The sequence below is a fragment of the Pseudomonas sp. EpS/L25 genome, from assembly GCF_001512295.1.
Lineage (GTDB): Bacteria > Pseudomonadota > Gammaproteobacteria > Pseudomonadales > Pseudomonadaceae > Chryseomonas.
Genome location: NZ_LNUP01000002.1, coordinates 1,056,190 through 1,082,167 on the forward strand (window position 1 = coordinate 1,056,190; position 25,978 = coordinate 1,082,167).

Consider the following 25,978-nt stretch of genomic DNA (forward strand, 5'->3'; position numbering starts at 1 on the left):
CTCCGTTATCTTCGTTTTCGCTGCGCCGCGGTCCTCGTCGCCGGGCGCAGCCATCTTCAAGACAGTGGAGTAGCTCATGGCCGGTCATTCCAAATGGGCCAACATCAAGCACCGCAAAGAACGCCAGGATGCCAAGAAAGGCAAGATCTTCACCAAGATCATCCGCGAGCTGACCGTGGCCGCGCGCCAGGGTGGCGGCGTCCCGGCCGACAACCCCCGTCTGCGTCTGGCGGTGGACAAGGCACTTACCGCCAACATGACCCGCGACACCATCGACCGGGCCATCGCCCGTGGCGTGGGTGCCGGTGAGGGCGAGAACGTCGAGGAACTGACCTATGAAGGCTACGCCCCGAGCGGCGTCGCCATCATCGTCGAAGCCATGACCGACAACCGCAACCGCACCGCGGCCGAGGTTCGCCATGCCTTCAACAAGTGCGGCGGCAACCTGGGCACCGATGGTTCGGTGGCCTATCTGTTCGAGCGCAAGGGCCAGATCAGCTACGCTCCCGGTCTGGACGAAGACGCCCTGATGGAAGCGGCTTTGGAAGCGGGTGCCGATGACGTGGTGGCCAACGACGATGGCTCCATCGACGTCTTCACCAGCTTCGCCGATTTCATCGCCGTCAACGAAGCCCTGACCGCGGCCGGCTACAAGGCCGACGAAGCCGAGGTGACCATGATCCCCTCGACCTCCGCGACCCTGGATCTGGAGACCGCGCAGAAGGTACTCAAGCTGATCGACATGCTCGAAGATCTGGATGACGTGCAGAACGTCTACTCCAACGCCGACATCCCCGACGACGTCATGGCGCAGCTCGGCTGATGTCCCTCTACGAGCGCCTGCCGCCCGATGCGCCCGGTACCCTGGTGCTGGGCATCGACCCGGGTTCGCGGCTGACCGGCTTCGGCGTGGTGCGCGACACCGGGCGCGGCTGCGAATACGTCGCCTCGGGCTGCATCCGCACCGGCAACGGTCCCTTGCCGGAGCGGTTGCAGATCGTCTATCGCGGCGTGCGCGATGTCATCGCCCAATACGGGCCGGTGACCATGGGCATCGAGCAGGTGTTCATGGCGCGCAATGCCGACTCGGCGCTCAAGCTGGGCCAGGCGCGCGGTGCGGCCATCGTCGCTGGTGCCGAGGGTGGCCTGGAGATCTCCGAGTACACCGCGAGCCAGGTCAAGCAGGCGGTGGTCGGTAGCGGCGGCGCGGACAAGCAGCAGGTGATGCTGATGGTCATGCACCTGCTGCGCCTGACCGAGAAGCCGCAGATCGACGCCTCCGACGCCCTGGCCATCGCCCTCTGCCACGCCCATACCCGGCAGAGCCTGGTCCCCCATGGCCTGCTGGCGACCCGCCGCCGTGGCGGTCGTCTGCGGCTCTAGTGCTATCCGCTCAACCCTCTCGCTCCAACGTTAGGAAGGTATCCCTGTGATCGGTCGTCTACGTGGCACCCTGGCGGAAAAGCAGCCGCCGCATCTCCTGCTCGACGTGGGCGGAGTCGGCTATGAGGTCGAGGTGCCCATGACGACCCTTTATCGGCTGCCGGCCCAAGGTGAAGTCGTCACATTGCATACCCACCTCGTGGTACGGGAAGATGCGCACCTGCTGTATGGGTTCGGGGAAAAACGCGAGCGCGAGCTGTTTCGCGAGCTGATCCGACTCAATGGTGTCGGCCCCAAGCTGGCCCTGGCGTTGATGTCCAGTCTCGAGGTGGATGAATTGGTTCGCTGTGTTCAGGCCCAGGACACCTCCGTCCTGGTCAAGGTGCCGGGGGTGGGCAAGAAGACCGCCGAGCGTCTGCTGGTCGAACTGAAGGACAGATTCAAGGCCTGGGAAAACCTGCCCACCATCGCGCCGCTGGTGTTGCCGAACCAGACGCCGGTCGTCGCCAGTGCCGAGGCCGATGCGGTCAGCGCCCTGGTCGCCCTGGGTTTCAAACCCCAGGAAGCCAGTCGCGCCGTCGCCGCCGTGGAAGGGGAAGACCTTTCCAGCGAGGAACTCATCCGTCGCGCCCTGAAGGGCATGGTCTGATCCCATGATAGAAACCGATCGTCTCATCTCGGGCAGTGGTCGCGACCGTGAAGATTTCCAGGATCGCGCCATCCGTCCGGTGCGCCTGGCGGACTATATCGGCCAGCCGGTGGTGCGCGACCAGATGGGGCTGTTCATTCAGGCCGCGAAGGGCAGGGGCGAGGCGCTCGACCATACCCTGATCTTCGGCCCCCCCGGACTGGGCAAGACCACCCTGGCCAACATCATTGCCCAGGAAATGCAGGTTTCCCTGAAGAGCACCTCGGGGCCCGTGCTGGAGCGCCCGGGCGATCTCGCCGCGCTGCTGACCAACCTGGAAGCGGGCGATGTACTCTTCATCGACGAGATCCATCGGCTGTCGCCCATCGTCGAGGAAGTGCTCTATCCGGCGATGGAGGACTACCAGCTCGACATCATGATCGGCGAAGGCCCGGCGGCCCGTTCCATCAAGCTGGACCTGCCGCCCTTCACCCTGGTGGGGGCCACCACCCGTGCCGGCATGCTGACCAATCCGCTGCGCGACCGCTTCGGGATCGTCCAGCGTCTGGAGTTCTACGGCACCGCGGACCTGGCCACCATCGTCACCCGCTCTGCCGGCATCCTGGGGCTGGCCATCGAAGCCGAAGGCGCCCTGGAAATCGCCCGTCGCGCGCGTGGTACGCCGCGGATCGCCAATCGGCTGTTGCGCAGGGTCCGCGACTTCGCCGAGGTGCGCGGGCAGGGGCACATCAGCCACGACATCGCCGGTCGTGCCTTGGACCTGCTGGACGTAGATGCCCAGGGCTTCGATCACCAGGATCGCCGCCTGCTGCTGACCATGATCGACAAGTTCGACGGCGGGCCGGTCGGGGTGGACAGCCTCGCCGCTGCCATCAGCGAAGAGCGTCACACCATCGAAGACGTCCTGGAACCCTATCTGATCCAGCAAGGCTATATCATGCGCACGCCGCGCGGGCGGGTGGTGACCCGGCACGCCTATCTGCATTTCGGGCTGAACCTGCCATCGCGCCTGGCCCAGGGCGGTACGCCCGATCTGTTCGAGGTCAATGGTAACTAAATGCAGTTGCGAACATTTCTGATTGGCAACGGCGAGGCTAGGTTCTAGAGTATGCACGCGCAACCGCGGAGCCCGTCGTCGCCCGTCCTCAGGTGTCGTGTCTACTACGAAGATACCGATGCCGGCGGCATCGTCTACTACGTCAACTACCTCAAATTCATGGAACGCGCCCGCACCGAGCGACTGCGCGCGCTGGGCTATGCCCAGTCCGAACTCGCTCGGGACGGTCTGCTCTTCGTCGTCCACAGCAGCGAAGCGCGCTACCATGCGCCCGCGCGGCTGGATGACGAGTTGCTGATCGGTGCCGAGGTGGTCGAGGCGAAGCGCGCCAGCCTCAGGTTTCACCAGGAGGTCCGGCGCGCCAGGGACGCTGTCCTGCTCTGTGAAGGGTGGGTGACGGTCGCCTGCGTGCGTGCTGACAGCTTCAGGCCCAGGGCGATGCCCGAAGCCATGCGAACGGTTCTTGCCGGAAATCCGGCGTCAATTCAATCAGGAGATTAAGCGTGCAACCCAACGTCGACCATACGTCCATGTGGAGCCTCATCGCCAACGCCAGTCTGGTGGTACAGCTGGTGATGCTCATCTTGGTCGCAGCCTCCGTCACGTCCTGGATCATGATCATCCAGCGCGGCAACGCCATGCGCGCCGCCAAGCGTTCGCTGGACGCCTTCGAAGAGAAGTTCTGGTCGGGCATCGACCTGTCCAAGCTCTATCGCCAGGCCGGCAGCAACCCCGATCCGGACTCCGGCGTCGAGCAGATCTTCCGTGCCGGCTTCAAGGAATTCTCCCGCCTCCGCCAGCAGCCCGGTGTCGATCCCGATGCCGTGATGGAAGGCGTCTCGCGCGCCATGCGCGTCGCCATCTCCCGTGAGGAAGAAAAGCTCGAGCAGGCCCTGCCGTTCCTGGCCACCGTCGGTTCCACCAGCCCCTATGTGGGTCTGTTCGGTACCGTCTGGGGCATCATGAACTCCTTCCGGGGCCTGTCCACCGCCCAGCAGGCGACCCTGGCCACCGTGGCCCCCGGCATCGCCGAAGCCCTGATCGCCACCGCCATCGGCCTGTTCGCCGCCATTCCCGCTGTCGTGGCCTACAACCGCTTCGCCGCCCGCTCGGAAATGCTGATCAACCGCTACTACACCTTTGCGGACGAATTCCAGGCCATCCTGCACCGCAAAGTCCACACCAGCGACGAATAAAGAGGTATCCCATGGTCCCTCGCCGCAAGAAACGCAAGCCCGTCGCCGAGATGAACGTGGTGCCCTACATCGACGTGATGTTGGTGCTCCTCGTCATCTTCATGGTGACGGCGCCCATGCTCAACCAGGGCGTCAAGGTCGACCTGCCCAAGGTCGACAGCCAAGCCCTGCCGCAGGACAACGACAAGCAGATCCTCACCGTTTCGGTGAAGGCCGACGGCACCTACTACTGGAACGTCGGTTCCGAGGTGGATACCGATCAGAAAGCCAAGTCCGAGACCGCGGTATCCCTGTCACAACTGAGTCAGCAGGTCGGTGCCATCATGCGTCAACGTGCGGACACCCAGGTGTTCATCCGCGGTGACAAGGCCGCCAACTATGGGGTCGTCGCCGGCGCCATGGGGGCCTTGCAACAGGCCGGCGTACCCAACGTCGGGTTGATTACCGAGGCGCCTTGATGCGACACCGCGAGCCTTCGTCGTCCGAGAGTTATTTCTGGCCGGTCATCTGGGCGGTCGCCCTGCATGTGCTGATCTTCGGCCTGCTGTTCGTCAGCTTCGCCTTCACGCCTGAATTGCCCCAGTCCCGCCCGGTCGTCCAGGCGACCTTGGTCCAGCTCAAATCCAAGAGCTCGGCCCAGGTCCAGACCGAGCAGAAACTAGCGGGTGAGGCGAAGAAGACCGCTGCCAAGCAGTACGAGCAGGAGCAGCTGGAGCAGCGTCGCCAGCAACAGGAAGCCCAGCGTGAAGCAGCGGCCGCCAAGGCGGCCGAGCAGAAGGAAGCCCAGCAGCAGGCCGCGGAACAAAAGAAAGCCGACGACGCTCGAAAGGCGCAGCAAGCGGAAGCGGCGGCCAAGGCCGCCGAAGCCAAGGCTGAAGCCGAGAAACAGGCGGATGCCGCCAAGGCGGCCGCGGAAGCCAAGCAGGCCGCCGAGCAGAAGAAGCAGGCGGACATCGCCAAGAAGAAGGCCGACGAAGCCGCCAAGCAGAAGGCAGCCGACGAAGCGGCCAAGGCTAAGGCAGCCGAGGCGGCCAAGCAGAAGGCCGCGGAAGAAGCCAAGCAGAAAGCCGCTGCCGATGCGGCCAAGAAGGAAGCCGCTGCGGAAGCGGCGAAGAAGAAGGCGGCTGACGACGCCAAGAAGAAGGCCGCTCAGGCGGCTGCGCGCAAAGCGGCGGAAGACAAGAAGGCCCAGGCCCTGGCCGAGCTGTTGTCGGAAGACACCCAGCGGCAGCAGGCCCTGGCCGATGAGCAGGGCGATGAAGTGGCGTCCAGCTTCGATGACCTGATCGTGCGTCTGGTCAGCGAGCAGTGGACCCGCCCGCAATCGGCGCGCAACGGCATGAGCGTCGAGGTGCAGATCAACATGCTGCCGGATGGCACCATCACCAGCGCTACGGTGACGCGCTCCAGTGGCAACAAGGAATTCGATAATTCAGCGGTATCGGCCGTGCGTAACGTCGGTCGCATCCGCGAGCTGCAGCAGCTGGATCGCAAGACCTTCGATCAGCTGTACCGTCAGCGCCGCATGATCTTCAAACCGGAGGACCTGAGTCTGTGAACACCCTGATCCGTTACATCCTGCTGGGCTTGGTCCTGGTGGTGGGCTCCGCCCAGGCGGCCGATCCGCTGGTGATCTCCAGCGGTAGTGATCGCGCCATCCCGATCGCCGTCGTGCCGTTCGGTTGGCAGGGTGGTCAGCCGCTGCCGGAGGACATCGCCAACATCGTCAGCGACGACATGCGCAACTCCGGGGTGTTCTCGCCCATTCCGCGGCAGAACATGCTCAGCCAGCCGACCCAGGCCAGCGAAGTGATCTTCCGTGACTGGAAGGCCCTGGGCGCCAACTACGTACTGGTCGGCAACGTCGTGCCCAACGGCGGCCGTCTGCAGATCACCTACGCCCTGTTCAACGTCGCCACCGAGCAGCAGGTCATGACCGGCAATGTCGGGGGGGGTACCGATCAGCTGCGCGACATGGCGCACTTCATCTCGGACCAGGCCTACGAGAAGCTGACCGGCGTCAAGGGTGCCTTCTCCACGCGCATCCTCTACGTCACCGCCGAGCGCTTCTCCGCCACCAACACCCGCTACACCCTGCAGCGCGCCGACTACGACGGTGCCCGCTCGGTGACCCTGCTGCAGTCCCGCGAGCCGATCCTGTCGCCGCGCTTCGCCCCGGACGGCAAGCGTATCGCCTACGTCTCCTTCGAGCAGCAGCGTCCACGCATCTTCATGCAGTACATCGACACCGGTCGCCGCGAGCAACTGACCAACTTCGAAGGCCTGAATGGCGCCCCGGCGTTTTCGCCCGACGGTAATCGTCTGGCCTTCGTCCTTTCCAAGGATGGCAACCCCGAGATCTATGTGATGGATCTGGGCTCGCGCGCCATTCGTCGAGTGACGAATGACTCGGCCATCGATACCGAGCCTTTCTGGGGTAAGGACGGCCAGACCATTTACTTCACCTCCGACCGTTCCGGCAAACCGCAAATCTATAAAACCAGTGCCAATGGCGGAGGCGCTGAGCGCGTCACTTTCGTCGGTAACTACAACGCCAACCCGAAACTTTCGGCGGACGAAAAAACCCTGGTCATGGTGCATCGCCAGGAAGGTTTCACCAATTTCCAGATCGCGGCGCAGGATCTGCAACGCGGCTCTGTACGGGTGCTTTCCAACACCAGCCTGAACGACTCGCCTACTGTCGCGCCCAATGGCACCATGCTAATCTACGCCACCCGCCAGCAGGACCGAGGCGTACTGATGCTTGTCTCCATCAATGGTCGCGTTCGGATTCCTATTCCCACCGCCCAAGGTGACGTGCGCGAGCCTTCCTGGTCTCCTTACCTGAACTGACGGCCAATTAGAAAAGTCCCTGGTTACACCAACATTGCGGTTCTTTTAGGAGTTACATGATGGAAATGCTGAAATTCGGCAAGTTCGCTGCACTGGCTCTGGCTATGGCCGTTGCCGTGGGCTGTTCCTCCAAGGGTGGCGACGCCTCCGGTGAAGGCGCTGGCGCTGGCGCCGGTGCTGTCGACCCGAACGCTGGCTACGGTGCCAACGCCGGTGCCGTCGACGGCAGCATGGGCGACGAAGCCGCCCTGCGTGCCATCACCGTCTTCTACTTCGAGTACGACAGCTCCGACCTGAAGCCGGAAGCCATGCGCGCTCTGGACGTCCACGCCCGTGACCTGAAAGCCAGCGGCCAGCGCGTCGTTCTGGAAGGTAACACCGACGAGCGCGGCACCCGCGAGTACAACTTGGCTCTGGGTGAGCGTCGTGCCAAGGCCGTTCAGCGTTACCTGGTCCTGCAAGGCGTTTCCCCGGCCCAGCTGGAAGTGGTGTCCTACGGTAAAGAGCGTCCGGTTGCCGTCGGTCACGACGAAGCTTCCTGGGCTCAGAACCGTCGCGTTGAGCTGAAGAAGTAATAAACGATGTCCAAGCGCCTGCAGTTCTTGATCGCCCTGACCCTCGGTGTACCGGTTGTCGCCGGGGCTCAGGTTCCCGTACAGGATGGTAGCTATGCCCCCGCCCAGTCCGCCGGGCAGGGTTATGGCAACGCAGGCGCGGCCAGTGCCGGGAACGGGTCTCCCGTTTCCGGCATGGGTCAACTCTTCATGCAGTTGCAACAGATGCAGGACGACATCGCGCGCCTGCGGGGCCAGGTCGAGGTCCAGGAAAACGAAATCCGCCAGCTCAAGCAGGAAGGATTGGATCGTTACCAGGATCTGGATGGCCGAATATCCCAGCTTTCTTCCGCTCCTGCTGCAGGTGCAGGAGCCGCTGCGGGTGCCACCCCGAACGGTGCCATCGCAGCCAATACCACGCCAACACCGCCCGCTCCGGCCGGTGCTCCGGCTGCCAGCAACGAGCCGGGCGATCCGGCGAAGGAAAAGCTGTACTACGACGCTGCCTTCGACCTGATCAAAGCCAAGGATTTCGACAAGGCCAGTCAGGCATTCAATGCCTTCCTGCGCAAGTATCCCAACAGTCAGTACGCCGGTAATGCCCAGTACTGGCTGGGCGAGGTGAATCTGGCCAAAGGCGATCTGCAGGCCGCAGGTCAGGCGTTCGCCAGGGTCAGTCAGGCCTATCCCACCAGCAACAAGGTGCCGGATTCGCTGTACAAGTTGGGTGGGGTCGAGCAGAAGCTCGGCCGTACCGACCGGGCCAAGGGCATGTACCAGCAGGTCATCAGCCAGTACCCCGGGACATCCGCTGCGCAGCTGGCGCAGCGGGATCTGAAAAGCCTGCCCTAGCGCAGGCTTTTTTCTTTCATCTACCGCAACGGAGGCGGATGGCCTGTTCAGCCGTCACGCCCGTGGCTTCCATGCAAAAAGATACCCTACGTCTTACCGAGATCTTCTATTCGCTGCAGGGCGAGGCACGCACCGCCGGCCTGCCTACCGTCTTCATTCGTCTCACCGGTTGCCCGCTGCGTTGCCAGTACTGCGACACGGCCTATGCCTTCACCGGCGGTGAAATCCATCACCTCGACGCCATCCTGGGGCAGGTCGCGAGTTATCGTCCGCGGCACATCTGCGTGACGGGGGGCGAACCCCTGGCACAACCCAACTGCCTCAAGCTGCTCGAGCAGCTGTGCGATGCCGGTTACCAGGTTTCCCTGGAAACCAGCGGTGCGCTGGACGTCAGCGGCGTCGATGTGCGCGTCAGCAAGGTCGTCGATCTCAAGACGCCGGGATCGGGCGAGATGGGGCGCAACCTCTACAGCAACATCGCCCATCTCACGCCCAACGATCAGGTGAAATTCGTCATCTGCTCCCGTGAGGACTACGAGTGGGCGGTTTCCAAGCTGATCGAGTATCGCCTGGAGCAGCGGGCCGGCGAGGTACTGTTCTCGCCCAGCCATGGCCAGGTCGTACCGCGGGAGCTGGCGGAGTGGATCGTGGCCGACAACCTGCCGGTGCGCTTTCAACTGCAGTTGCACAAGCTCCTCTGGAACGACGAACCGGGACACTGAGCATGAACCAGCCAAAAGCCGTCATCCTTCTTTCCGGCGGTCTCGATTCCGCCACCGTGGTCGCCATGGCCAAGGCCCAGGGCTTCGCCTGCTACACCATGAGTTTCGACTACGGCCAACGCCATAGAGCCGAATTGCACGCCGCTGAGCGGGTAGCGTGCCAGTTGGGCGTCGTCGAGCACAAGGTGATCGGTCTGAATCTCGACGGCATCGGTGGCTCGGCGCTTACCGATCCGAACATCGCCGTGCCGGAAACGCCGGGGGAGGGCATTCCGGTCACCTATGTGCCAGCGCGCAATACGGTATTCCTCTCCCTCGCCCTGGGTTGGGCCGAGGTGCTCGGCGCAAGGCATCTGTTCATCGGCGTGAATGCCGTGGACTATTCCGGCTATCCGGATTGCCGACCGGAGTTCGTCGAAGCCTTCGAACGCCTGGCCAATCTCGCCACCAAGGCCGGCGTGGAAGGCGATGCCTTCAAGATCGAGGCGCCCTTGCAGTTCATGTCCAAGGCCCAGATCGTCGAGACTGGAACGCAACTGGGCGTCGACTATGGCTTGACGGTGTCCTGCTATCAGGCCAACGACGAAGGCCAAGCCTGCGGCCGTTGCGACAGCTGCCGCCTGCGCGCCGACGGCTTCAAGACCGCCGGAATCGCCGACCCCACTCGCTACCAATAAAAAAATTAATCTAGGGTGTTGATTCTCCTGAGAAAATCGCTAGAATGGCGCCCACTAACGGGTCGTTAGCTCAGTCGGTAGAGCAGTTGGCTTTTAACCAATTGGTCGTAGGTTCGAATCCCACACGACCCACCATCTTCACCAGAAACCCTCCGCAAGGAGGGTTTTTGCGTTTCTCGTAGCCAAGAAAAGCAGCCGTCTGGGGCGGAACCTAGCCCTGCGTTTCGATGATGTCAAATTGCGTATGCTTTGACTTAGGGCCTAAGGGCGCCTGATCTCGAGATACCATAGCGCCTCCTGGGTCAGCCATCCATCCAAAGGGCCATCGGGCTGGTTCAGCTTGAATTTCTCGGTGACCAGGGTACGCAGTCCGTCGGCGCAACTGGCGTTGGATCGTGTTCTTCGGCGCCTTCATTGCCTGGCGTGGATTCGCACCCAGCTCCTAGGTCACGCTCGCCTGCTCGGCCTGGATGACCATCTCGCCCAGGACGCCGGCGTGCAGGTACTGACCTACCAGCACGAAGATCAGTGATGACCAAAGCTCACGATACGCGCTGAGCCAGTCCAGGACGTGGAGTGGCAGCATCTGGCCATAGACGAGGCCTGAGGCAGCACCATGAAGCTGGTAGCCGCGACCTATGACATAGCGAAAGTGGTAGGGCTTGGCGAGGCGGCCATGCCCAGGGATGCCAGGCTGTGCCGTTCTCGAAGACGACTTCGATGTCGACGGCGATCTTGCCGAGGTCATGGAGGACGCAGTAGGCGACCGCTGCAGACCAGGCTTCGGCCTGGGTGGCTTGCTACTCGGGTGGCGCAACGATGGGGAGGAGGTAGTTCTGCCGGATCTTCAGGGCTTAGACGACGATCTCTAGTCCGTGGGAGGGGGCATGGACGGCCCCGGTGCGATGGGCCCACCAGCGTTGGCGCGAGTGAGGGGCCATTGCCAGGTGGACTCTAATTCAATCTCCTGCGGTTGACGCCCGCGACTTAGATCGAATCGGATTAACGTTGCAGCGTTAATCAGGTTCCCATGGTTTTTTCTTGTGCATATGTCTAGTCTCGAATGGCTCCGGCCATCCCATAAGAGATAAAAACTTTTTCGAAAGACAAGACAGTTGATACGTCCATCTATCGATTTTTTTTAAGCTTGCAAGGCTTCTTACCCCTGTCTCACGTTCGTCCTTGAGGTGGGGTGCAAATTCAAACCAAGGCCTAAGTCTATTTTTATAGCGATCAGGAACGGAAAGCGCTCCAACATTTTTAGCAGTAAAAGACCCTTCAACAACGTCGAGGCCAGTCTGTGTGCCATCGTAATTGCTTAATTCAAATCCGAAAGCCATATAAAATCGGTTTCGCTGCTCTCTCGCTGCAGCCGTAGCTGCATCAACCGATGACAGTTGCCCCGGATCAATCTGATATCCCGAAATATTTTTAAGCTCCAGCCATGAAAGTACATGGCCCATCAAGGATGGCCCTAATCCGACACCTTTTGTCCTCATGACGAGCTGTCCAGTTGGGCCAATTCTAATTTTCTGCGTCAGGTGGCAGATGGTTACGGAAACCTGATTGTGCCACGGATGAAATGCGGAATTATTACTAGCGCGCGTTGCCCCCCTGACCCTAAAGAATTCATATTGGCCCTCTTTGCCGAAGTCCAGCGTGGCGCCGGAGTACTCGGTTATTATGGGTATTATCTCTCGTCGATTACCAATGCTGTGCTCGAAAACATATAGATCTTGGATGTGGCAGAGTGATTCGAGCTTGTTTGAAGCAGACTTCAGTGGCACCAGGATTTCCTTTTGTGCTGCGGGCTTAGCGGCAGAAATAGCTGACTTAAGACCCTTCCTGGACTGGCGGGTTTTCCGGCGAACTAGATATCGATAGAGACGAGGATGATTTTGCAGTCGGGTAGGTAATTACTAAAACTTATGCCTGAAGATTTTTTTCGCTGGTCCAGACGCTACGAATAATATTTATTAGATCTTGTTTATAAGGCGGATTCCATCCGTCTCTTTGTTTAAGGCCTACCGCGAATTTTGGAAGCTGTGGCAGTGTCTCGCTGTTATCCAGTTTTCTCAAGCCCTTTGAGTCGGAAAGATCAGGTAGGACCGTGATTCCTACGCCAGCTTGTACTGCCGAGCGTAGTGAAATTAGGTCCTCCGATTCGTAAGCGCATTGCCAGCGAATTCCGCTTTCTTCCAATTTGCGAATAGCTAGGCTACGGAAGCCACATGGCGCTTTAAATAAAGCCAGTGGGATGTGACCTTCCTGAGTAAGCGAAAGATTTTCACTAGAAAACCACGTCACAGCCAGAGAATGCCAGATTGTCTCAGGCATATGTTCCATTTCATCAATTATTAAGCCGACGTCTACCTTTCCATCGTTGACAAGCTCCGAAAGAAATACTGATCGCGCGACCTTGACGATAAGTTGAATAGATGGAAGCAGTGACGCCATTCCCGATATGATCTGGGGAAGTACCTGTTCGCAGAAATGTTCAGGCATGCCTATAGTGACTGTTTGCTTAATAGGTTTTTCACCAAATATCTCTCCAATTTTATCGTTGGATGTCACAATTTCTCGTGCGTATTTCAGAAGCTTTTCGCCTTCCAGAGTTAATAAGGCCTGCTTGTTGTCTCGGATAAAAAGCTGAGCCTCAAGAGATTCTTCGAGACGGCGGATCTGCTGGCTGATAGCTGGTTGAGTAACGTAAAGCGCTTCTGCAGCACGAGTAAAACTGCGTAACTCGCTTATTTTTATGAAAACCCGAAGCGCCTGAATATCTAGATTTACTCTCATTAGCTACCTGCCAGCATTTCCGCAGAAACGTCATTCCTTCATTCGTCTTTTACCACCATGTTCTACGTTGCGAAAGCGTCTAGACCGAAATTTTTTGCTTGCCATCCAGGTGCATGATGGCCATGTGCTTCTACAGGCAGTCTGCCGGTATTGCCTAGTTTCTCGATTACGATGGTTGCTCGATTGGCCGCGTGCCTAGCATTAATCTCAAGTGCGCTGGTGAAGAAATACGTTCCGCTGGTAAGTTCGCCAAGTACGGTGATCCTGTCATCAAATCTTCCAGAGGAGCCTCGTAGTGATCCGCGGTCGGCTGATACTTGAATTCCGCCAAAAGGATCCGCTATCGCCATTCCTTGCATGAGCATGTTTTGTATCAGCTCATTGTCCAGAAGCGATGGATCTCGAGGCGTTCCAGTAGCTACAACTACTGCATCATATTTGTATTCTTCTATTTCGCCTCTGCCTGTTACTCGAACACATAGCTCGGAGTCGGGTAGGGCTTCCAGTGTTAGTTCTCCAGTGATGATGTTTAGCTGGCCCGACTTTAGGAGCGAGTAGATCCTTTGAGCGTTTTCGATCGGAATAGATACGCGGTAGCTTAGCCACCAGCTCATATACGGCCAGAATCGTAACTTGTCTTCCATGGGCATGGCTGGCCATACGAGATCCATAATGCTATTTGTTGCATACAGGACTGCTTGCCAAGGTCTAGCAACTTGAGCTGAATTAATTTCATGCTCCAGATATTGGAGCGGTGGCAGCTGCCTACATCTTTCGGTAAGCTCGTCAATCGTAGGTACTATTACTTGACCAGCTGCTGCTAACTCTTTCATTATAATATTAAGTAGCTCGTTCAACGGTAGTTTGCCGTGATTGAATATGTGTTATTTTATTCGTTGAGGTGTAAGGTATTCTGGCTTATAGCGCCCTTGGATGCCTCGTACAGCTGGTAAGGAACCAGTACGTGAGTGAAATACAATGGGTCCAGTATGACCGCTCGCTTTCAATCCTATAGCCATATCGATTGCACTCAGTCTAGAGCCGATAATTGCTACTCTTGCCTCTTTGGGAATGACTCTGGTGGTATGCTTGATCGGGTAGGGGCTTGAAAAAAATCCTGGCGTATCTTCAAGATTTTTATATTCAAGGCTTCCACCGTTACCGCAGCTTAGTACAACGTGATCGCTCGGAAATGATAGGTTCCCCCTCGTGGATATCACTATCTTTCCATCATGTGCAAAGGTAATCCTGTAAGCCTCATCATTTACTGTTATCACACGGCATCCAATTTCTACCGCTTTCTTGGAAAGTGATTGAAGCATGTGGGTTAGATAGTTTCCGAAAAGAGATCTTGGTAGAAAGGCATCAGGAGATAGAATAAGGTCAGGGAAGTCATCTTCCCAAATGGATTTGTTCTGTAAAAGCCAATTATAAAAGTGTCCAGGTTTGTCTGAAAAAGGAGAAATGAAGCTAGCGCGCGTATTAAGCAGGCTTGTAGACGTGTCGTCAGCATATGCAAGGCCGCGTCCGAATTGTGGCCGTTTGTCCAGTAGAAAAATAGTGAGGTCTGATAAGATGTTGTTTTCCACGCATAGATTTTCCAGGAGCGCATCAATAAAGGAGACGCTAGATGCACCACTGCCTACAATTGTGATTACTTTGCCAGACATGACTTACCTTCCGTAGCTGCTGATTATGGTTTGGAAGACTCACGTATAAATGGTGTTATGCACAAACAGGGCTTCGTCCATGTATTTACAATCTGCTGAGATTGCAAAATTTCCTTCAATGTTTGGGATGATGTCCCTCTCTAAAGTAATCTCTGGAGCAATCTCCTCTAGATATATAACCCCGTCTTTCAGAGACAAGACAGCTCGTTCAGTGATGAATTTTACCACCTGTCCTTTTCGCTTTGCGTTTTTCGCACTAAATGTTATCTGGGAAACCTTTTGTACAAATTTTCGTATTTCCCCTTCCTTTTTGATGCAAATTCCGGCTCCTTTTTGGCCTACTTCCAGACCACTGGCAGTGAAGGTTCCGCAGAATAGTAACGTGTCAGTTGATTGAGATATATTTATAAATCCGCCAGCGCCATATAGTTGATCATTGAACCTGGATACATTTACATTTCCGAGTCCATCTACTTCCGCGAATCCGAGGCAAGAAAGGTCCAGGCCGCCACCTTCGTAGAAGTCGAACAATGCTGATTGTTCGATCAAGGCGGCAGGATGGTAGCTAGCTCCAAAGGATAAACCCGGTGCCGGACATCCTCCAATTTGTCCAGACTCAACAGTGAACGTTAAGCTTTGGTGACATGAGGAGCTCCTTGCCGCTTGCGCAATTAGTGCCGGAATTCCGATGCCTAGACTTATTATTCGTGCGTTGAGTGAATCTATTTCCTGTAACGCGCGTCTGGTGATGATTTGTTCTGCGTACGACATGCTTACAGCTGGGGGGATACCGTATCCGGCTGATAGATATGCCGAGTCATAGGGGGCGCCATACGTCTGGTCGTGCTCTCCATGATTCGCTACCACAACATAATCTACAAGAATTCCTGGAATGCGAACGTCCTGTGGGCTAATTGAGTGTTTATCGACCAGCTTCTCTACTTGAACGATAACAATACCGCCACAGTTTCGCGCAGCCATCGCCTGTGCCAATGCATCGCTATACGAAACTTCTTTGTTCATGGATATGTTGCCTTCAGGGTCGCTACTGGTGCCTCTCAAAAGTGCGCAATTAACTTGTACCGATGGGTAGAAAAGTATTGGATTTCCTCCTTCTTCCGACTTTTTTATCATTGTTTTATTCGCGCCGTTTTTAATGCATGCGCCTTCTACGTCGGGATCAAAAAAGGTTTCAAGGCCAATAGATGACCATACGCCTGGTTTACCGGCAGCAATGGCTCTGTATAGTTGGCTTACAATGCCTTGAGGCCAGTTATGCCCCTCAATAACACCCTGCATCGCCATTCTGCCTAATTTCGGGGTCAGTCCCCAAAACCCTCCTATCGCAGAGCTAATCAAACCAGGGTGTGCAAGTCTATCTACTCCACTTCCATTCCGGTCGCCCGATGCCGACGCAAATAAAAGCTTCAGATTCCTTGGCTTTCCTTCACTTTTAAATCTATCTTCTAAAGCTTTTGTTAATGATTCCGGATGCCCGCAGCTACCAAAACCTCCCGGTACGATCGTCCATCCGTCGTTAATGAGTTGCGCTGCTTGAAAGTCTTTGATCACCCTCATATCTAGCTCTTCCCAAACAAATGAGGTTATAAGATTGGCTGTACAGGTTTTACCGGTTTCTCCCATATCACCAAAAATGTACAGCCTGTTTCTGAGGATAGTTCATGGGTGGACTTGGGCGGATAGACTTGTAAGACGCCAGGGCCATGGCGCCCACGATCATCAATGAGCTCCCCTTCGAGCACTAGCACCAGTTCCCAGCTTGGATGCATGTGCCTTGGAGTCTTTGCACCGCTTGCATAACGAACTAGCGCAGCTGACGATCCGTCTTCGCATTCATCTCTAGTATCGTAAAGCGGATATACTGAAACCCCTTTCCGACCTTCGACTTGATATGCTGTAAAGGCTAGGTGTGAGATGCTAAATGCATCTTTAATGTTTGGCTCGGTAGTAGCTGCAGAAAAAAGATCGGTAATAGTCGTTCCGTGATTCATGGTGATCTCCAGTTTAAATTGGTGTTGGCTATTTTTGTCTGTAGTTGTTCATGAGGAATACGCCAGCACCTGAAACAATAAAGCCAACTATGGCGAGCGGTGTGGGTGTTTCTCCAAGTGTGATGGATGCCATGATTGCAGTTGTGGCCGGGATTAGATGAAAGAGGTTTGTCGCTTTGCTCGCTTCGCCTCTTCTAATCATTACATACAGTATTGTCAAAGCACCCACTGAGTTCATCAGCGTAATCCAGGCTACCGATGCAGCAAACGGCAGTGCGGCTGTTATCTTCATTGTTTCGGTGGTATAGGCCAAGACGAACATAACCAAGCTAGCCGTTACCATCTGAACAAAACAGCCCACCCATAGGTCAATTCCGCCTAGAAATTTCTTTTGGTACAGAGTCCCTAGCGTAATCCCCGCTAGAGCTATGGTGACTGCGCCGTAGCCTGTAGCACTCGAACCGCCCGCAGTTATACTGCTCGCTACTAGGCTCTGTACGAAAAATCCGAGCGAGTAGAATTGGCGCCATGAGGGGCTGGAGGGCCGCATGGCAAAGCGTTACGAACTCCCGGATGAAGCATGGGAGCTGATTGCAGATGTTGTTTCGCCCGAGCAGACGAGGGGGCGGCCACGCAGTGATGACCGGCTGATGCTCAATGGCATCTTATGGATCCTGTGTTCAGGTGCTGCCTGGCGCGACCTGCCAGAGCGGTTCGGCCCCTGGTCGACGGTGTATCAGCGGTTTCGTGACTGGCGAGATGACGGCACCTTTGATCGAGTTCTCGAGCGCCTACGTAGGCGCTCGAGAACTCGATCAAAGGTGCCGTCATCTCGCCAGTCACGAAACCGCTGATACACCGTCGACCAGGGGCCGAACCGCTCTGGCAGGTCGCGCCAGGCAGCACCTGAACACAGGATCCAGAAGATGCCATTGAGCATCAGCCGGTCATCACTGCGTGGCCGCCCCCTCTTCTGCTCAGGCGAAACAACATCTGCAATCAGCTCCCACGCTTCATCCGGGAGTTCGTAACGCTTTGCCATGCGGCCCTCCAGCCCCTCATGGTGCCAATTCTACTCGCTCGGATTTTTCGTACAGAGCCTAACAGGCTCTGAACCGAAGCCTAGAGCGGATTAAAGTCAATGAGTAGGGTTTGCGTATATTTATGATACTAATTTGCATTTACAGATATGACGTCATCTCATAGTCTTTCAGCCCGCCGCTGTCGGCGCAGGACGTCGGTCCACGGACCCGGGAGCTGGGTCTGTCGAGTCCTTACGTGGGGTATGGACGGATCGAGTCCATTCTGAGGACGAACCTTAATGCAGCATTTCACCCTTCGCGCCCTGGCGCTTTCCGTTTCCCTGGGCGTCATGGCCTCAGCGCAGGCTGCATCAGTGATGCTGTCGCAACCCGCGCAGCCGCTCGCCGATGCCTTGCAAAGCTTCGCGCGAGCCAGTGGCCTGAAGGTGAACTACGATCCTGCCGCTTTGGTGGGCAAACGTGCGCCGGCACTGTCGGGTTGGCTGGAGCCGGAACTCGCCCTGCAGCGCCTGCTGGCCGGCAGTGGCCTGGCCGCCTCGGTCACGGGCAACGTCGCCACTGTCGCCCCGGTGGCCAACCGGGCGGCGACGGGGAGCCTGGCCCTCGACGCCACCACCATCACCGCCGACGATGGCTCGCTCAGTGGCCGTGCGACCACCGAGGGCACCCATTCCTACACCACCGGGGCCATGAGCACCTCCACCGGCCTGCCGCTGTCCATCCGCGAGACGCCCCAGTCGGTGAGCGTCATCACCCGGCAGCGCATGGAAGACCAGGGCATGACCGACCTCAATGACGTCGTGCGCTATGCGCCGGGGGTGACGCTGAACAAGTTCGGTGGCGACCGTCAGGAATTCCTCTCCCGCGGCTTCCGTATCGACAACATCATGTACGACGGCCTGCCCACCACGGCCGGGACCTTCACCCTGGACACCCTGTCCTCGGCGGACCTCTCCATCTACGATCGCGTCGAGGTGGTGCGCGGCGCTACCGGCCTGATGACCGGCGCGGGCGATCCGTCGGCCACCCTGAACCTGGTGCGCAAGCGGCCGACCGCCTTCCCGCAGGTCAGCGTCACCACCAGCGCCGGCAGCTGGGATCGCTACCGCACCGAGGTCGACGCCTCCAACAAGCTGAACGAAGCCGGTACCCTGCGCGGCCGAGCCGTTGCGGCCTACGAGGACGGTCACAGCTTCCAGGACGTCCGCGAGCGCCAACGGCAGACCTTCTACGGCGTGCTCGAAGCCGATCTCTCCGATACCACCACCTGGACCATCGGCGCGTCCAAGCAGCGCGAGGACAAGACCTCCGACTGGGGCAGCCTGCCCAGCGGCCCCAACGGCGAAGACCTGCACCTGTCGCGCTCCACCTTCCTGAGCGGCGACTGGGCCTACTGGGATCAGGACACCTACACCCTGTTCTCGGACATCACCCATACCTTCGACAATGGCTGGAAGGCCAAGCTGGCGGCGCAACAGATCTGGGCGAATTCCGATACCTATTCCAACTACGTCACCACCCTGCCAAGCAACAACTACGCCTATAACACTGTGGCAGATCTCGGTACTGCTTCCGGTGCCTACCGTACCGATTCCGACCAGCTCAACATCGACGCGTCGGTCAGTGGTCCCTTCCAGTTGCTGGGTCGTGAGCACGAGCTGATGGCGGGGGTAAGTCGCCGTCAGGAGAAGTTCTATCAACGTGGCGGCTACTCCGCGCCAACGCCGATCGACATCTACAACTTTCGGCCAAGCAGCATCCCCAAGCCGGCCAAGGACAGCCTGTCGCCTTACGCCAGCAAGAACACCACCACCGAGGAAGCGATTTACGCCGCTGCGCGTCTCAATCCGATCGATCCCCTGCACGTCATCGTCGGCGGCCGCGTCAGCTGGTATGACTTCGACAATCTTTATAGCGATGACGATTACAAGGCCACGCGTGAATTCACGCCCTATGCCGGCATCATCTACGACCTGAACGACACCTATTCGGTCTATGCCAGTTACACCGATATCTTCAAGCCCCAAAGCCAGCAGAGCACTGGTAACTCGGTCCTTGCGCCCATGACGGGCAAGAGTTACGAGATCGGTTTGAAAGGCGCCTATTTCGACGGGACGCTGAATGCCTCCATGGCGCTGTTCGAAACCATTCAGGAGGGCCGTGCCTATGAGCTGTCTCCTCAACCGATCGAGTGTACGCAACAGAGCCGCACCTGTTACGACACCGCCGGCGAAGTCCGCAGCCGCGGCGTCGATGCGGAGATCTCCGGTCAGCTGGCGCCCAACTGGCAGGCCTCGGCGGCCTATACCCTGGTGCTGAGCCAGTACACCAAGGATGTCACCTACGAAGACCGCCGCTTCGCGCCGGAGCAGCCCAAGCACCTGTTCAAGGCCGCCACCAGCTATCAGCTGACCGGTAACCTGAGCAACTGGCGCATCGGCGCCGATGTCCTGGCCCAGAGCGAGACCTTCAAGCGGGTAGGTAACGGCGAAGCCAAGCAGGACAGCTACTCCGTGGTCGGCCTGATGGCGGGCTATCGCTTCAACAAGCATTGGGATGGCCGCGTCAACTTCAACAACATCTTCGACGAGAAGTACTGGCAGGGTATTCCTAGTGGCACTGGCACGGGCGTCTACGGCGATCCCCGCAACGTCATGGTCAGCTTGAAGTGGACTCTCTGATCCAGCTACCGGCCTAGCCGACCCTGGTGTCGCCCTTGTCCGATCCCCCGGACCTGGGCGAAGCTGCGGACTTCTGCGAAGGAGTGCCGCCCATGTCCAGTTCGATCGTCCACTTGGAACGCTATGCCGATCGCCATGCCGAGGGCCTCGCTGCCCTCTATGGCGACCCGGCCGTGGCCCGTCAGGTGTTGCAGCTGCCCTATCAGAGCGCCGAACAATGGCGCCAGCGTCTGAGCGGCGAACGCGAAGGGCGGATAGGACTGGTCGCCTTGCAGCAGGGCCGACTAGTGGGCAGCGCCAGTCTCGAACAGCAGCCACGCATCCGGCGCCAGCATTGTGGCGCCCTCGGGATGGGGGTCGCCCAGGATTGCCAGGGGCAGGGCATAGGTAGCCAGTTGCTGACCGCGCTGCTCGACCTCGCCGACAACTGGATGAATCTGCAGCGAGTGGAGCTGACCGTCTTCAGCGACAACGAGCCGGCCCTGGCGCTGTACCGCAAGTTCGGCTTCGAGAAGGAGGGCCTGCTGCGCCGCTATGCGTTGCGCGATGGCGTCTTCGTCGATTGCTACAGCATGGCGCGTTTCAAATCCTGACAAGGTTATGTATGAGAAAAACTTGAGTTCTATACAAGAAACCTGAGTTTGTCTCATGCAGTCGGTGATAGGACAATCGGCATCTCATCAGTTGGAGGTGTGCGATGGTCAGGCTTCATTCCCAGGGTTCCGCTTGGTTCGAACGCGATGGCGAAGGCGCCTTGGCGACCAGGCCGCATCCCGGTCGCTCCCTGGCTGATCCTGTCGCCGCCGGCCGCCAGCAACGTCAGCGGGCCTGGCGCGCCCAGCAAGCGGCGGGCATCGAGCTGATCGGCGTCGCTGACGTCGGCTGGGGTGATCGCGTCCTCGCCCATTCCTATCTGGTCGGCCAGGTGGCCGGGGGCGAAGCGCTCGAAGAGGCTAGCCAGGTTCGTCAGGCCCGGGCGCCCTGGTTCTCAGGCGAGCTGACCTACCGGATTCCGGAATTCAGCCGTGACCAGGCCTTCGCGCTCGGTTGGGATCAGCTGTTCGTCGAGGTGGCCGAGGCCCGTGCCTTGGGCCTTGCCGTCAAGCCGGCGATCCTGGGGCCGCTGAGCTACCTATGGCTCGGTCAGGCCCTTGATTCCGCCTTCGACCGGCTGGAGCTGCTCGAACGGCTGCTGCCGGTCTACGGTGAAATCTTCGCCCGTCTGGCCGCTCAGGGCGTGGAATGGGTCCACATCGACGAACCCCTTCTCAGCCTGGAGCTGCCGCTCGCCTGGCGTACCGCCTTCGAGCGGGCCTACAACCTGCTGCAGCGCGAGCCGCTCAAGAAGCTCCTGGCCGTGCGTGGGGGTGAACTGAGCGACAACCTGGGACTGGCGACCGGCCTGCCGGTCGAGGGCCTGCACGTCGACTGGCCCACGACGGTCCAGGCCCAGCAAGGTCTCCTCGACCGCCTGCCGGCCTACAAGACACTGTCCCTTGGCCTGATCGAGCAGCACGACGCGGACACCCGCGCCGGGGAACGCCGGTTGCAGTTCGCCCGCCAGGCAGGCGAGCGTCTCAAGGAGCGCCTGTGGCTGGCACCCGACCAGGCGTGGTCGACGACGGCGGAAGCGGCATTCGGAGAGCTGGTCCGGGCTGCCCGCACAGCTGCCGAAGCCAAGCCGGCAGTGGCGGGCAACGAGGACAGAAGCTGGTCAGCGATAGAGGCGGCCCTGGCGAAACTGGGCGCCCAGGCCGGACTCGCCTCTCACTGAGGACGGCGAGCTCGCTAGCGGTGGGCCGTCAGCAGCAGCCCACCCGCGCTGGCGAAGAAAGCCCCGGTGGCCTGGTTGAGGCGACGGACGCCGCGGGGGCCGCGGATGAAGCGGCGGATCTGCCGCCCGAACAGCCCATAGACGAAAGCTGCGACCAGCTCCGCGAACAGATGGGTTCCACCCAGGTAGACGAACTGTTGGGTGGTGGGTTGGTTGGGATCGATGAACTGCGGAAAGACCGCGGCGAACAGCAGGATCGCCTTGGGATTGCTGATGCCGATGAGGAATTCCTGGAGCATCAGCCGGTGCAGCGGGCGCGGCTGCGCAGTGCCCGTCTCGTCCAGGTCCAGGCCGTCGAAGGCCCGGCTGCGCCAGCTCTTCACGCCCAGGTAGAGCAGATAGAGCGCGCCGATCCACTTGATCACCGTGAAGGCCATCTCCGAGGCCAGCAGCATGGCGCCCAGCCCCACCGCCGAGATCACCAGGAACACCACGAAGGCCACGTCGCGCCCGAGGGCCGCCAGCCCCGCGGTGACGGCGCCATGGCGGATGCCGTTGCTCAGCGAGCAGAAATTGTTCGGGCCGGGCGTCAGGGCGATGAGCAGGGCGACCGGAAAGAACAGCAGGGCATCGACGAGGTTCATGGCGGTCGCCTGGTGCGCCATGCAGGCGCGGAAGATGAGGATGGTGCGCTATTTAAACCGCCTTTCCACGCCTTTCTCCACCAGAATCTTCGCCGAGATTTCCTCCACGGAAAAATGCGTGGTGTTGATGAAGGGGATGTTCTCGCGGCGGAACAGACTCTCCACCTCACGCAGTTCGAACTCGCACTGGGCGAAGCTCGCATAGCGACTGTTCGGCCGGCGTTCGTGACGGATCGCGGCCAGACGCTCGGCGTCGATGGTCAGGCCGAACAGCTTGTCGCGATAGGTCTTGAGCGAGGCGGGCAGTTGCAGGCGCTCCATGTCCTCTTCGGTCAGCGGATAGTTGGCCGCACGGATGCCGTATTGCAGTGCCATGTAGAGACAGGTCGGCGTCTTGCCGCAGCGCGAGACCCCCACCAGGATGAGATCGGCCTGCGCATAGTGGGTAGTGCGGGCGCCGTCGTCGTTTTCGAGTGCGAAGTTGACGGCCTCGATGCGCTCCATGTAGTGGCTGTTGTGCATGATCGAATGTGACTTCCCTACCGAATACGAAGATTCGGCGGAAAGTTCCCGTTCGAGCGGGGATAAAAAGGTCGAGAAGATGTCGATCATGAACCCGTTCGACTGGTCCAGGATGGCCCGGATGTCACGGTTGACGATGGTATCGAAGATGATGGGCCGCGCGCCGTCCTGCACGGCCGCGGCATTGATCTGCTGTACCATGGCCCTGGCCTTGTCCAGCGTATCCACGTAGGGGCGCGTGACCTTCCTGAAGGTGATGTCCCCGAACTGGGCCAGGAGGCTCTGCCCGAGGGTTTCGGCGGTGATGCCGGTACCGTCGGAGATGAAGAAGGCGGTTCGTTGCATGGGATGGACGTCCAGGTGGCGTGCAGGGCAGGGATCGCTGCACTGTAACCTACCGCCGTCCACTGTCCATGGGACGAGCGCCGAGGCGTACTGCTTTCCCACAAAGACACAAGATGGAGAGAAGACCTTGGACGAGTATGTGATTTCACTGGAGCAGCTCGGCGTGCATGACGTCGAGCGTGTGGGCGGCAAGAACGCATCCCTCGGCGAGATGATCGCCAACCTGGCCGGCGCGGGCGTCTCCGTTCCGGGTGGGTTCGCCACCACGGCCCAGGCCTACCGCGATTTCCTCGAGCAGAGCGGCTTGAATGATCGCATCCACGCCGCGCTCGACGCCCTCGATGTCGACGACGTCGTCGCCCTGGCCAAGACCGGCGCCCAGATCCGCCAGTGGGTGATGGACGCCCCCTTCCCGGAGCGTTTGGATAGCGAGATCCGCAAGGCCTTCGCCGAGATCTCCGCCGGCAACCCCAACCTGGCCGTTGCCGTGCGCTCCTCGGCCACCGCCGAGGACCTGCCGGATGCCTCCTTCGCCGGCCAGCAGGAAACCTTCCTCAATATCCGCGGCGTCGACAACGTCATTCGCGCGGCCAAGGAAGTCTTCGCCTCCCTCTTCAATGATCGCGCCATCGCCTACCGCGTCCACCAGGGCTTCGATCACAAGCTGGTCGCCCTGTCCGCCGGTGTGCAGCGCATGGTGCGTTCGGAAACCGGCGCCGCCGGCGTGCTCTTCACCCTGGATACCGAATCCGGCTTCCGCGATGCGGTCTTCGTCACCGCCGCCTATGGCCTGGGCGAGACCGTGGTGCAGGGCGCGGTGAACCCGGACGAATTCTATGTCCACAAGCCCACCCTGGAAGCCGGTCGCCCGGCCATCCTCAGACGCAACCTGGGCAGCAAGGCGATCAAGATGGTCTACGGCGAAGAGGCCAAGGCTGGTCGCTCCGTCCGTACCGTCGACGTCGAGCCCGCGGACCGTGCTCGCTTCTCCATCACCGACGCCGAGGTCACCGAGCTGGCCAAGCAGGCGCTGATCATCGAACGCCACTACGGCCGCCCCATGGACATCGAGTGGGCCAAGGACGGCGACGACGGCAAGCTCTACATCGTCCAGGCCCGCCCCGAGACCGTGAAGAGCCGCGCCAGCGCCACCGTCATGGAGCGTTACCTGCTCAAGGACAAGGGGCAGGTGCTGGTGGAGGGCCGGGCCATTGGCCAGCGCATCGGTGCCGGCAAGGTCAAGATCATCCGCGACGTCAGCGAGATGGACCGCGTCCAGCCCGGCGACGTCCTGGTCTCCGACATGACCGATCCCGACTGGGAGCCGGTGATGAAGCGCGCCAGTGCCATCGTCACCAACCGGGGCGGCCGGACCTGTCACGCCGCCATCATCGCCCGCGAGCTGGGCATCCCGGCGGTGGTCGGTTGCGGTAACGCCACCAGCCTGCTCAAGGACGGCCAGACCGTCACCGTCTCCTGCGCCGAGGGTGACACCGGCCTGATCTACGAAGGCGAACTGGATTTCGACATCCGCAAGAGTTCGGTCGATGCCATGCCGGAGCTGCCGTTCAAGATCATGATGAACGTCGGCAACCCGGACCGCGCCTTCGACTTCGCTCAGCTGCCCAATGCTGGCGTGGGCCTGGCCCGCCTCGAATTCATCATCAACCGTATGATCGGCGTCCACCCCAAGGCGCTGCTCAACTACGACAGCCTGCCCTTCGAGGTGAAGGAAAGCGTCGACAAACGCATCGCCGGCTACTCGGATCCGGTCGGCTTCTATGTCGAGAAGCTGGTGGAAGGGGTGTCCACCCTGGCCGCCGCCTTCTGGCCGAAGAAGGTCATCGTGCGCCTGTCGGACTTCAAGTCCAACGAGTACGCCAACCTCATCGGCGGCAAGCTCTACGAGCCCGAGGAAGAGAACCCCATGCTGGGCTTCCGCGGCGCCTCCCGCTATATCAGCGAGAACTTCCGCGACTGCTTCGAGCTGGAATGCCGCGCCATGAAGAAGGTGCGCGAGGAGATGGGCCTGACCAACGTCGAACTCATGGTGCCTTTCGTCCGTACCCTGGACGAGGCGGCGCGGGTGGTCGAACTGCTCGGCGAGAACGGCCTCAAGCGCGGCGAGAACGACCTGCGCATCATCATGATGTGCGAGCTGCCTTCCAACGCCCTGCTGGCGGATGAGTTCCTCGAGCACTTCGACGGCTTCTCCATCGGCTCCAACGACCTGACCCAGCTCACCCTGGGCCTGGACCGCGACTCCGGCATCATCGCCCACCTGTTCGACGAGCGTAATCCGGCGGTCAAGAAGCTGCTGGCCAATGCCATTGCCGCCTGCAACCGGGCCGGCAAGTACATCGGCATCTGCGGTCAAGGCCCTTCGGATCACCCCGACCTGGCCAAGTGGCTGATGGAGCAGGGCATCGAGAGCGTCTCGCTGAACCCCGACTCCGTGCTCGACACCTGGTTCTTCCTGGCTGAAGGCAACGCCTGATCCCCAAGGCCACCCCGCCGGCCAAGCGCGGGGTGGCCCTTTCCCGGG

General features: G+C 59.5%; 26 protein-coding genes, 1 tRNA gene and 3 pseudogenes. 19 read left to right on the forward strand and 11 right to left on the reverse strand.

Annotated elements, in window-relative coordinates; translation table 11 throughout:
- Window positions 1-76 precede the first annotated feature (76 nt).
- The 14 genes from AR540_RS05955 to AR540_RS06020 all read left to right on the forward strand — a co-directional run bounded on the left by AR540_RS05955 (window position 77) and on the right by AR540_RS06020 (window position 10,078).
- On the forward strand, window positions 77-823 hold the full coding sequence (locus AR540_RS05955; RefSeq protein WP_059226922.1) for a YebC/PmpR family DNA-binding transcriptional regulator: 747 nt from the start codon (window positions 77-79) through the stop codon (window positions 821-823).
- Window positions 823-1,383: a crossover junction endodeoxyribonuclease RuvC gene (gene ruvC / locus AR540_RS05960; RefSeq protein WP_059226925.1), complete on the forward strand. Its 561-nt coding sequence runs from the start codon at window positions 823-825 to the stop codon at window positions 1,381-1,383. Before AR540_RS05955 ends, ruvC begins: the two co-directional genes overlap by 1 nt.
- A 46-nt stretch (window positions 1,384-1,429) precedes the next feature.
- Window positions 1,430-2,032: a Holliday junction branch migration protein RuvA gene (ruvA, locus tag AR540_RS05965; RefSeq protein WP_059226927.1), complete on the forward strand. Its 603-nt coding sequence runs from the start codon at window positions 1,430-1,432 to the stop codon at window positions 2,030-2,032.
- A 4-nt stretch (window positions 2,033-2,036) separates the two neighbouring features.
- Window positions 2,037-3,089 carry a Holliday junction branch migration DNA helicase RuvB gene (gene ruvB, locus AR540_RS05970; protein ID WP_059226928.1) on the forward strand — a complete coding sequence of 351 codons (1,053 nt, stop codon included), beginning with the start codon at window positions 2,037-2,039 and terminating at the stop codon, window positions 3,087-3,089.
- Window positions 3,090-3,140: 51 nt separating this feature from the next.
- Complete coding sequence (ybgC, locus tag AR540_RS05975) at window positions 3,141-3,590, forward strand: tol-pal system-associated acyl-CoA thioesterase (RefSeq protein WP_059226930.1); 450 nt, start codon at window positions 3,141-3,143, stop codon at window positions 3,588-3,590.
- 2 nt (window positions 3,591-3,592) lie between these two features.
- Window positions 3,593-4,285: a protein TolQ gene (gene tolQ / locus AR540_RS05980; protein WP_007160332.1), complete on the forward strand. Its 693-nt coding sequence runs from the start codon at window positions 3,593-3,595 to the stop codon at window positions 4,283-4,285.
- 11 nt (window positions 4,286-4,296) lie between these two features.
- Window positions 4,297-4,743: a protein TolR gene (tolR, locus tag AR540_RS05985; protein ID WP_059226932.1), complete on the forward strand. Its 447-nt coding sequence runs from the start codon at window positions 4,297-4,299 to the stop codon at window positions 4,741-4,743.
- Window positions 4,743-5,843: a cell envelope integrity protein TolA gene (tolA, locus tag AR540_RS05990; protein WP_059226933.1), complete on the forward strand. Its 1,101-nt coding sequence runs from the start codon at window positions 4,743-4,745 to the stop codon at window positions 5,841-5,843. The genes tolR and tolA overlap by 1 nt, the downstream gene beginning before the upstream one ends.
- Window positions 5,840-7,138, forward strand: coding sequence for a Tol-Pal system beta propeller repeat protein TolB (tolB, locus tag AR540_RS05995; RefSeq protein ID WP_059226936.1), 1,299 nt, complete (start codon window positions 5,840-5,842; stop codon window positions 7,136-7,138). The genes tolA and tolB overlap by 4 nt, the downstream gene beginning before the upstream one ends.
- A gap of 59 nt (window positions 7,139-7,197) precedes the next feature.
- Window positions 7,198-7,713 (forward strand): peptidoglycan-associated lipoprotein Pal, encoded by a 516-nt coding sequence (gene pal / locus AR540_RS06000; RefSeq protein WP_059226938.1) that lies wholly within the window; start codon window positions 7,198-7,200, stop codon window positions 7,711-7,713.
- Between the two features lie 6 nt (window positions 7,714-7,719).
- Window positions 7,720-8,544 (forward strand): tol-pal system protein YbgF, encoded by an 825-nt coding sequence (gene ybgF, locus AR540_RS06005; RefSeq protein ID WP_059226941.1) that lies wholly within the window; start codon window positions 7,720-7,722, stop codon window positions 8,542-8,544.
- 71 nt (window positions 8,545-8,615) lie between these two features.
- Window positions 8,616-9,266 (forward strand): 7-carboxy-7-deazaguanine synthase QueE, encoded by a 651-nt coding sequence (gene queE, locus AR540_RS06010; protein ID WP_177339193.1) that lies wholly within the window; start codon window positions 8,616-8,618, stop codon window positions 9,264-9,266.
- A gap of 2 nt (window positions 9,267-9,268) precedes the next feature.
- Window positions 9,269-9,943, forward strand: coding sequence for a 7-cyano-7-deazaguanine synthase QueC (gene queC / locus AR540_RS06015; RefSeq protein WP_059226945.1), 675 nt, complete (start codon window positions 9,269-9,271; stop codon window positions 9,941-9,943).
- Between the two features lie 59 nt (window positions 9,944-10,002).
- Window positions 10,003-10,078 (forward strand) — tRNA-Lys (locus tag AR540_RS06020).
- A gap of 150 nt (window positions 10,079-10,228) precedes the next feature.
- Here the strand turns inward: AR540_RS06020 and AR540_RS24600 are convergent.
- The 8 genes and pseudogenes from AR540_RS24600 to AR540_RS24615 form a co-directional block, all read right to left on the reverse strand.
- A pseudogene (locus tag AR540_RS24600) lies at window positions 10,229-10,824 on the reverse strand (TraI domain-containing protein); the annotation flags it as partial.
- 135 nt (window positions 10,825-10,959) lie between these two features.
- Window positions 10,960-11,730 carry a hypothetical protein gene (locus AR540_RS25220; RefSeq protein ID WP_153014173.1) on the reverse strand — a complete coding sequence of 257 codons (771 nt, stop codon included), beginning with the start codon at window positions 11,728-11,730 and terminating at the stop codon, window positions 10,960-10,962.
- 139 nt (window positions 11,731-11,869) lie between these two features.
- Window positions 11,870-12,742 carry a LysR family transcriptional regulator gene (locus AR540_RS24605; protein ID WP_082706918.1) on the reverse strand — a complete coding sequence of 291 codons (873 nt, stop codon included), beginning with the start codon at window positions 12,740-12,742 and terminating at the stop codon, window positions 11,870-11,872.
- 62 nt (window positions 12,743-12,804) lie between these two features.
- A complete protein-coding gene (locus tag AR540_RS25225; RefSeq protein ID WP_153014174.1) occupies window positions 12,805-13,599 on the reverse strand; it encodes a hypothetical protein in 795 nt (264 codons plus the stop codon).
- Between the two features lie 27 nt (window positions 13,600-13,626).
- Window positions 13,627-14,412 carry an FAD/NAD(P)-binding protein gene (locus tag AR540_RS24610; protein WP_082706919.1) on the reverse strand — a complete coding sequence of 262 codons (786 nt, stop codon included), beginning with the start codon at window positions 14,410-14,412 and terminating at the stop codon, window positions 13,627-13,629.
- A 39-nt stretch (window positions 14,413-14,451) separates the two neighbouring features.
- Window positions 14,452-15,990 (reverse strand): acyl CoA:acetate/3-ketoacid CoA transferase, encoded by a 1,539-nt coding sequence (locus tag AR540_RS24385; protein WP_065242508.1) that lies wholly within the window; start codon window positions 15,988-15,990, stop codon window positions 14,452-14,454.
- Between the two features lie 26 nt (window positions 15,991-16,016).
- Window positions 16,017-16,424 carry a cupin domain-containing protein gene (locus tag AR540_RS26370; RefSeq protein WP_065242509.1) on the reverse strand — a complete coding sequence of 136 codons (408 nt, stop codon included), beginning with the start codon at window positions 16,422-16,424 and terminating at the stop codon, window positions 16,017-16,019.
- 28 nt (window positions 16,425-16,452) lie between these two features.
- On the reverse strand, window positions 16,453-16,974 hold the full coding sequence (locus tag AR540_RS24615; RefSeq protein WP_082706921.1) for a DMT family transporter: 522 nt from the start codon (window positions 16,972-16,974) through the stop codon (window positions 16,453-16,455).
- Between AR540_RS24615 and AR540_RS06030 the strand changes: the two are divergent.
- Window positions 16,973-17,248: pseudogene (locus AR540_RS06030) on the forward strand (transposase); the annotation flags it as partial. The gene AR540_RS24615 and the pseudogene AR540_RS06030 sit on opposite strands and share 2 nt — an antisense overlap.
- Here the strand turns inward: AR540_RS06030 and AR540_RS24620 are convergent.
- Window positions 17,212-17,466 (reverse strand): annotated as a pseudogene (locus AR540_RS24620) (transposase); the annotation flags it as partial. The pseudogenes AR540_RS06030 and AR540_RS24620 overlap by 37 nt on opposite strands.
- A 279-nt stretch (window positions 17,467-17,745) precedes the next feature.
- Here AR540_RS24620 and AR540_RS06035 point away from each other — a divergent pair.
- The 3 genes from AR540_RS06035 (at window position 17,746) to AR540_RS06045 (ending at window position 21,922) form a co-directional block, all read left to right on the forward strand.
- Complete coding sequence (locus AR540_RS06035; protein ID WP_059226952.1) at window positions 17,746-20,148, forward strand: TonB-dependent siderophore receptor; 2,403 nt, start codon at window positions 17,746-17,748, stop codon at window positions 20,146-20,148.
- A 92-nt stretch (window positions 20,149-20,240) separates the two neighbouring features.
- Complete coding sequence (locus AR540_RS06040) at window positions 20,241-20,741, forward strand: GNAT family N-acetyltransferase (protein ID WP_059226954.1); 501 nt, start codon at window positions 20,241-20,243, stop codon at window positions 20,739-20,741.
- A 104-nt stretch (window positions 20,742-20,845) separates the two neighbouring features.
- A complete protein-coding gene (locus tag AR540_RS06045) occupies window positions 20,846-21,922 on the forward strand; it encodes a 5-methyltetrahydropteroyltriglutamate--homocysteine methyltransferase (protein ID WP_059226955.1) in 1,077 nt (358 codons plus the stop codon).
- Window positions 21,923-21,936: 14 nt separating this feature from the next.
- Here AR540_RS06045 and AR540_RS06050 read toward each other — a convergent pair whose 3' ends face one another.
- Together AR540_RS06050 and ppsR are read right to left on the reverse strand one after the other, a co-directional pair.
- Window positions 21,937-22,566, reverse strand: a complete 630-nt coding sequence (locus tag AR540_RS06050) for a LysE family translocator (protein WP_059226957.1) — start codon at window positions 22,564-22,566, stop codon at window positions 21,937-21,939.
- A 48-nt stretch (window positions 22,567-22,614) separates the two neighbouring features.
- Window positions 22,615-23,433: a posphoenolpyruvate synthetase regulatory kinase/phosphorylase PpsR gene (gene ppsR, locus AR540_RS06055; protein ID WP_059226959.1), complete on the reverse strand. Its 819-nt coding sequence runs from the start codon at window positions 23,431-23,433 to the stop codon at window positions 22,615-22,617.
- Window positions 23,434-23,560: 127 nt separating this feature from the next.
- Here ppsR and ppsA point away from each other — a divergent pair, with 127 nt between their 5' ends.
- The gene (gene ppsA, locus AR540_RS06060; protein ID WP_059226961.1) at window positions 23,561-25,930 is read left to right on the forward strand and encodes a phosphoenolpyruvate synthase; all 2,370 of its coding nucleotides are present in this window, start codon (window positions 23,561-23,563) and stop codon (window positions 25,928-25,930) included.
- Window positions 25,931-25,978 lie beyond the last annotated feature (48 nt).

Bases quoted from the DNA above. Each gene is read 5' to 3' on its own strand.
- AR540_RS05955 (WP_059226922.1), top strand. From the start codon at position 77: ATGGCCGGTCATTCCAAATGGGCCAACATCAAGCACCGCAAAGAACGC.
- ruvC (WP_059226925.1), top strand. From the start codon at position 823: ATGTCCCTCTACGAGCGCCTGCCGCCCGATGCGCCCGGTACCCTGGTG.
- ruvB (WP_059226928.1), top strand. From the start codon at position 2,037: ATGATAGAAACCGATCGTCTCATCTCGGGCAGTGGTCGCGACCGTGAA.
- ybgC (WP_059226930.1), top strand. From the start codon at position 3,141: ATGCACGCGCAACCGCGGAGCCCGTCGTCGCCCGTCCTCAGGTGTCGT.
- tolR (WP_059226932.1), top strand. From the start codon at position 4,297: ATGGTCCCTCGCCGCAAGAAACGCAAGCCCGTCGCCGAGATGAACGTG.
- tolA (WP_059226933.1), top strand. From the start codon at position 4,743: ATGCGACACCGCGAGCCTTCGTCGTCCGAGAGTTATTTCTGGCCGGTC.
- pal (WP_059226938.1), top strand. From the start codon at position 7,198: ATGGAAATGCTGAAATTCGGCAAGTTCGCTGCACTGGCTCTGGCTATG.
- ybgF (WP_059226941.1), top strand. From the start codon at position 7,720: ATGTCCAAGCGCCTGCAGTTCTTGATCGCCCTGACCCTCGGTGTACCG.
- queE (WP_177339193.1), top strand. From the start codon at position 8,616: ATGCAAAAAGATACCCTACGTCTTACCGAGATCTTCTATTCGCTGCAG.
- queC (WP_059226945.1), top strand. From the start codon at position 9,269: ATGAACCAGCCAAAAGCCGTCATCCTTCTTTCCGGCGGTCTCGATTCC.
- AR540_RS24605 (WP_082706918.1), bottom strand. From the start codon at position 12,742: ATGAGAGTAAATCTAGATATTCAGGCGCTTCGGGTTTTCATAAAAATA.
- AR540_RS24610 (WP_082706919.1), bottom strand. From the start codon at position 14,412: ATGTCTGGCAAAGTAATCACAATTGTAGGCAGTGGTGCATCTAGCGTC.
- AR540_RS24385 (WP_065242508.1), bottom strand. From the start codon at position 15,990: ATGAGGGTGATCAAAGACTTTCAAGCAGCGCAACTCATTAACGACGGA.
- AR540_RS26370 (WP_065242509.1), bottom strand. From the start codon at position 16,424: ATGAATCACGGAACGACTATTACCGATCTTTTTTCTGCAGCTACTACC.
- AR540_RS24615 (WP_082706921.1), bottom strand. From the start codon at position 16,974: ATGCGGCCCTCCAGCCCCTCATGGCGCCAATTCTACTCGCTCGGATTT.
- AR540_RS06035 (WP_059226952.1), top strand. From the start codon at position 17,746: ATGCAGCATTTCACCCTTCGCGCCCTGGCGCTTTCCGTTTCCCTGGGC.
- AR540_RS06040 (WP_059226954.1), top strand. From the start codon at position 20,241: ATGTCCAGTTCGATCGTCCACTTGGAACGCTATGCCGATCGCCATGCC.
- AR540_RS06045 (WP_059226955.1), top strand. From the start codon at position 20,846: ATGGTCAGGCTTCATTCCCAGGGTTCCGCTTGGTTCGAACGCGATGGC.
- AR540_RS06050 (WP_059226957.1), bottom strand. From the start codon at position 22,566: ATGAACCTCGTCGATGCCCTGCTGTTCTTTCCGGTCGCCCTGCTCATC.
- ppsR (WP_059226959.1), bottom strand. From the start codon at position 23,433: ATGCAACGAACCGCCTTCTTCATCTCCGACGGTACCGGCATCACCGCC.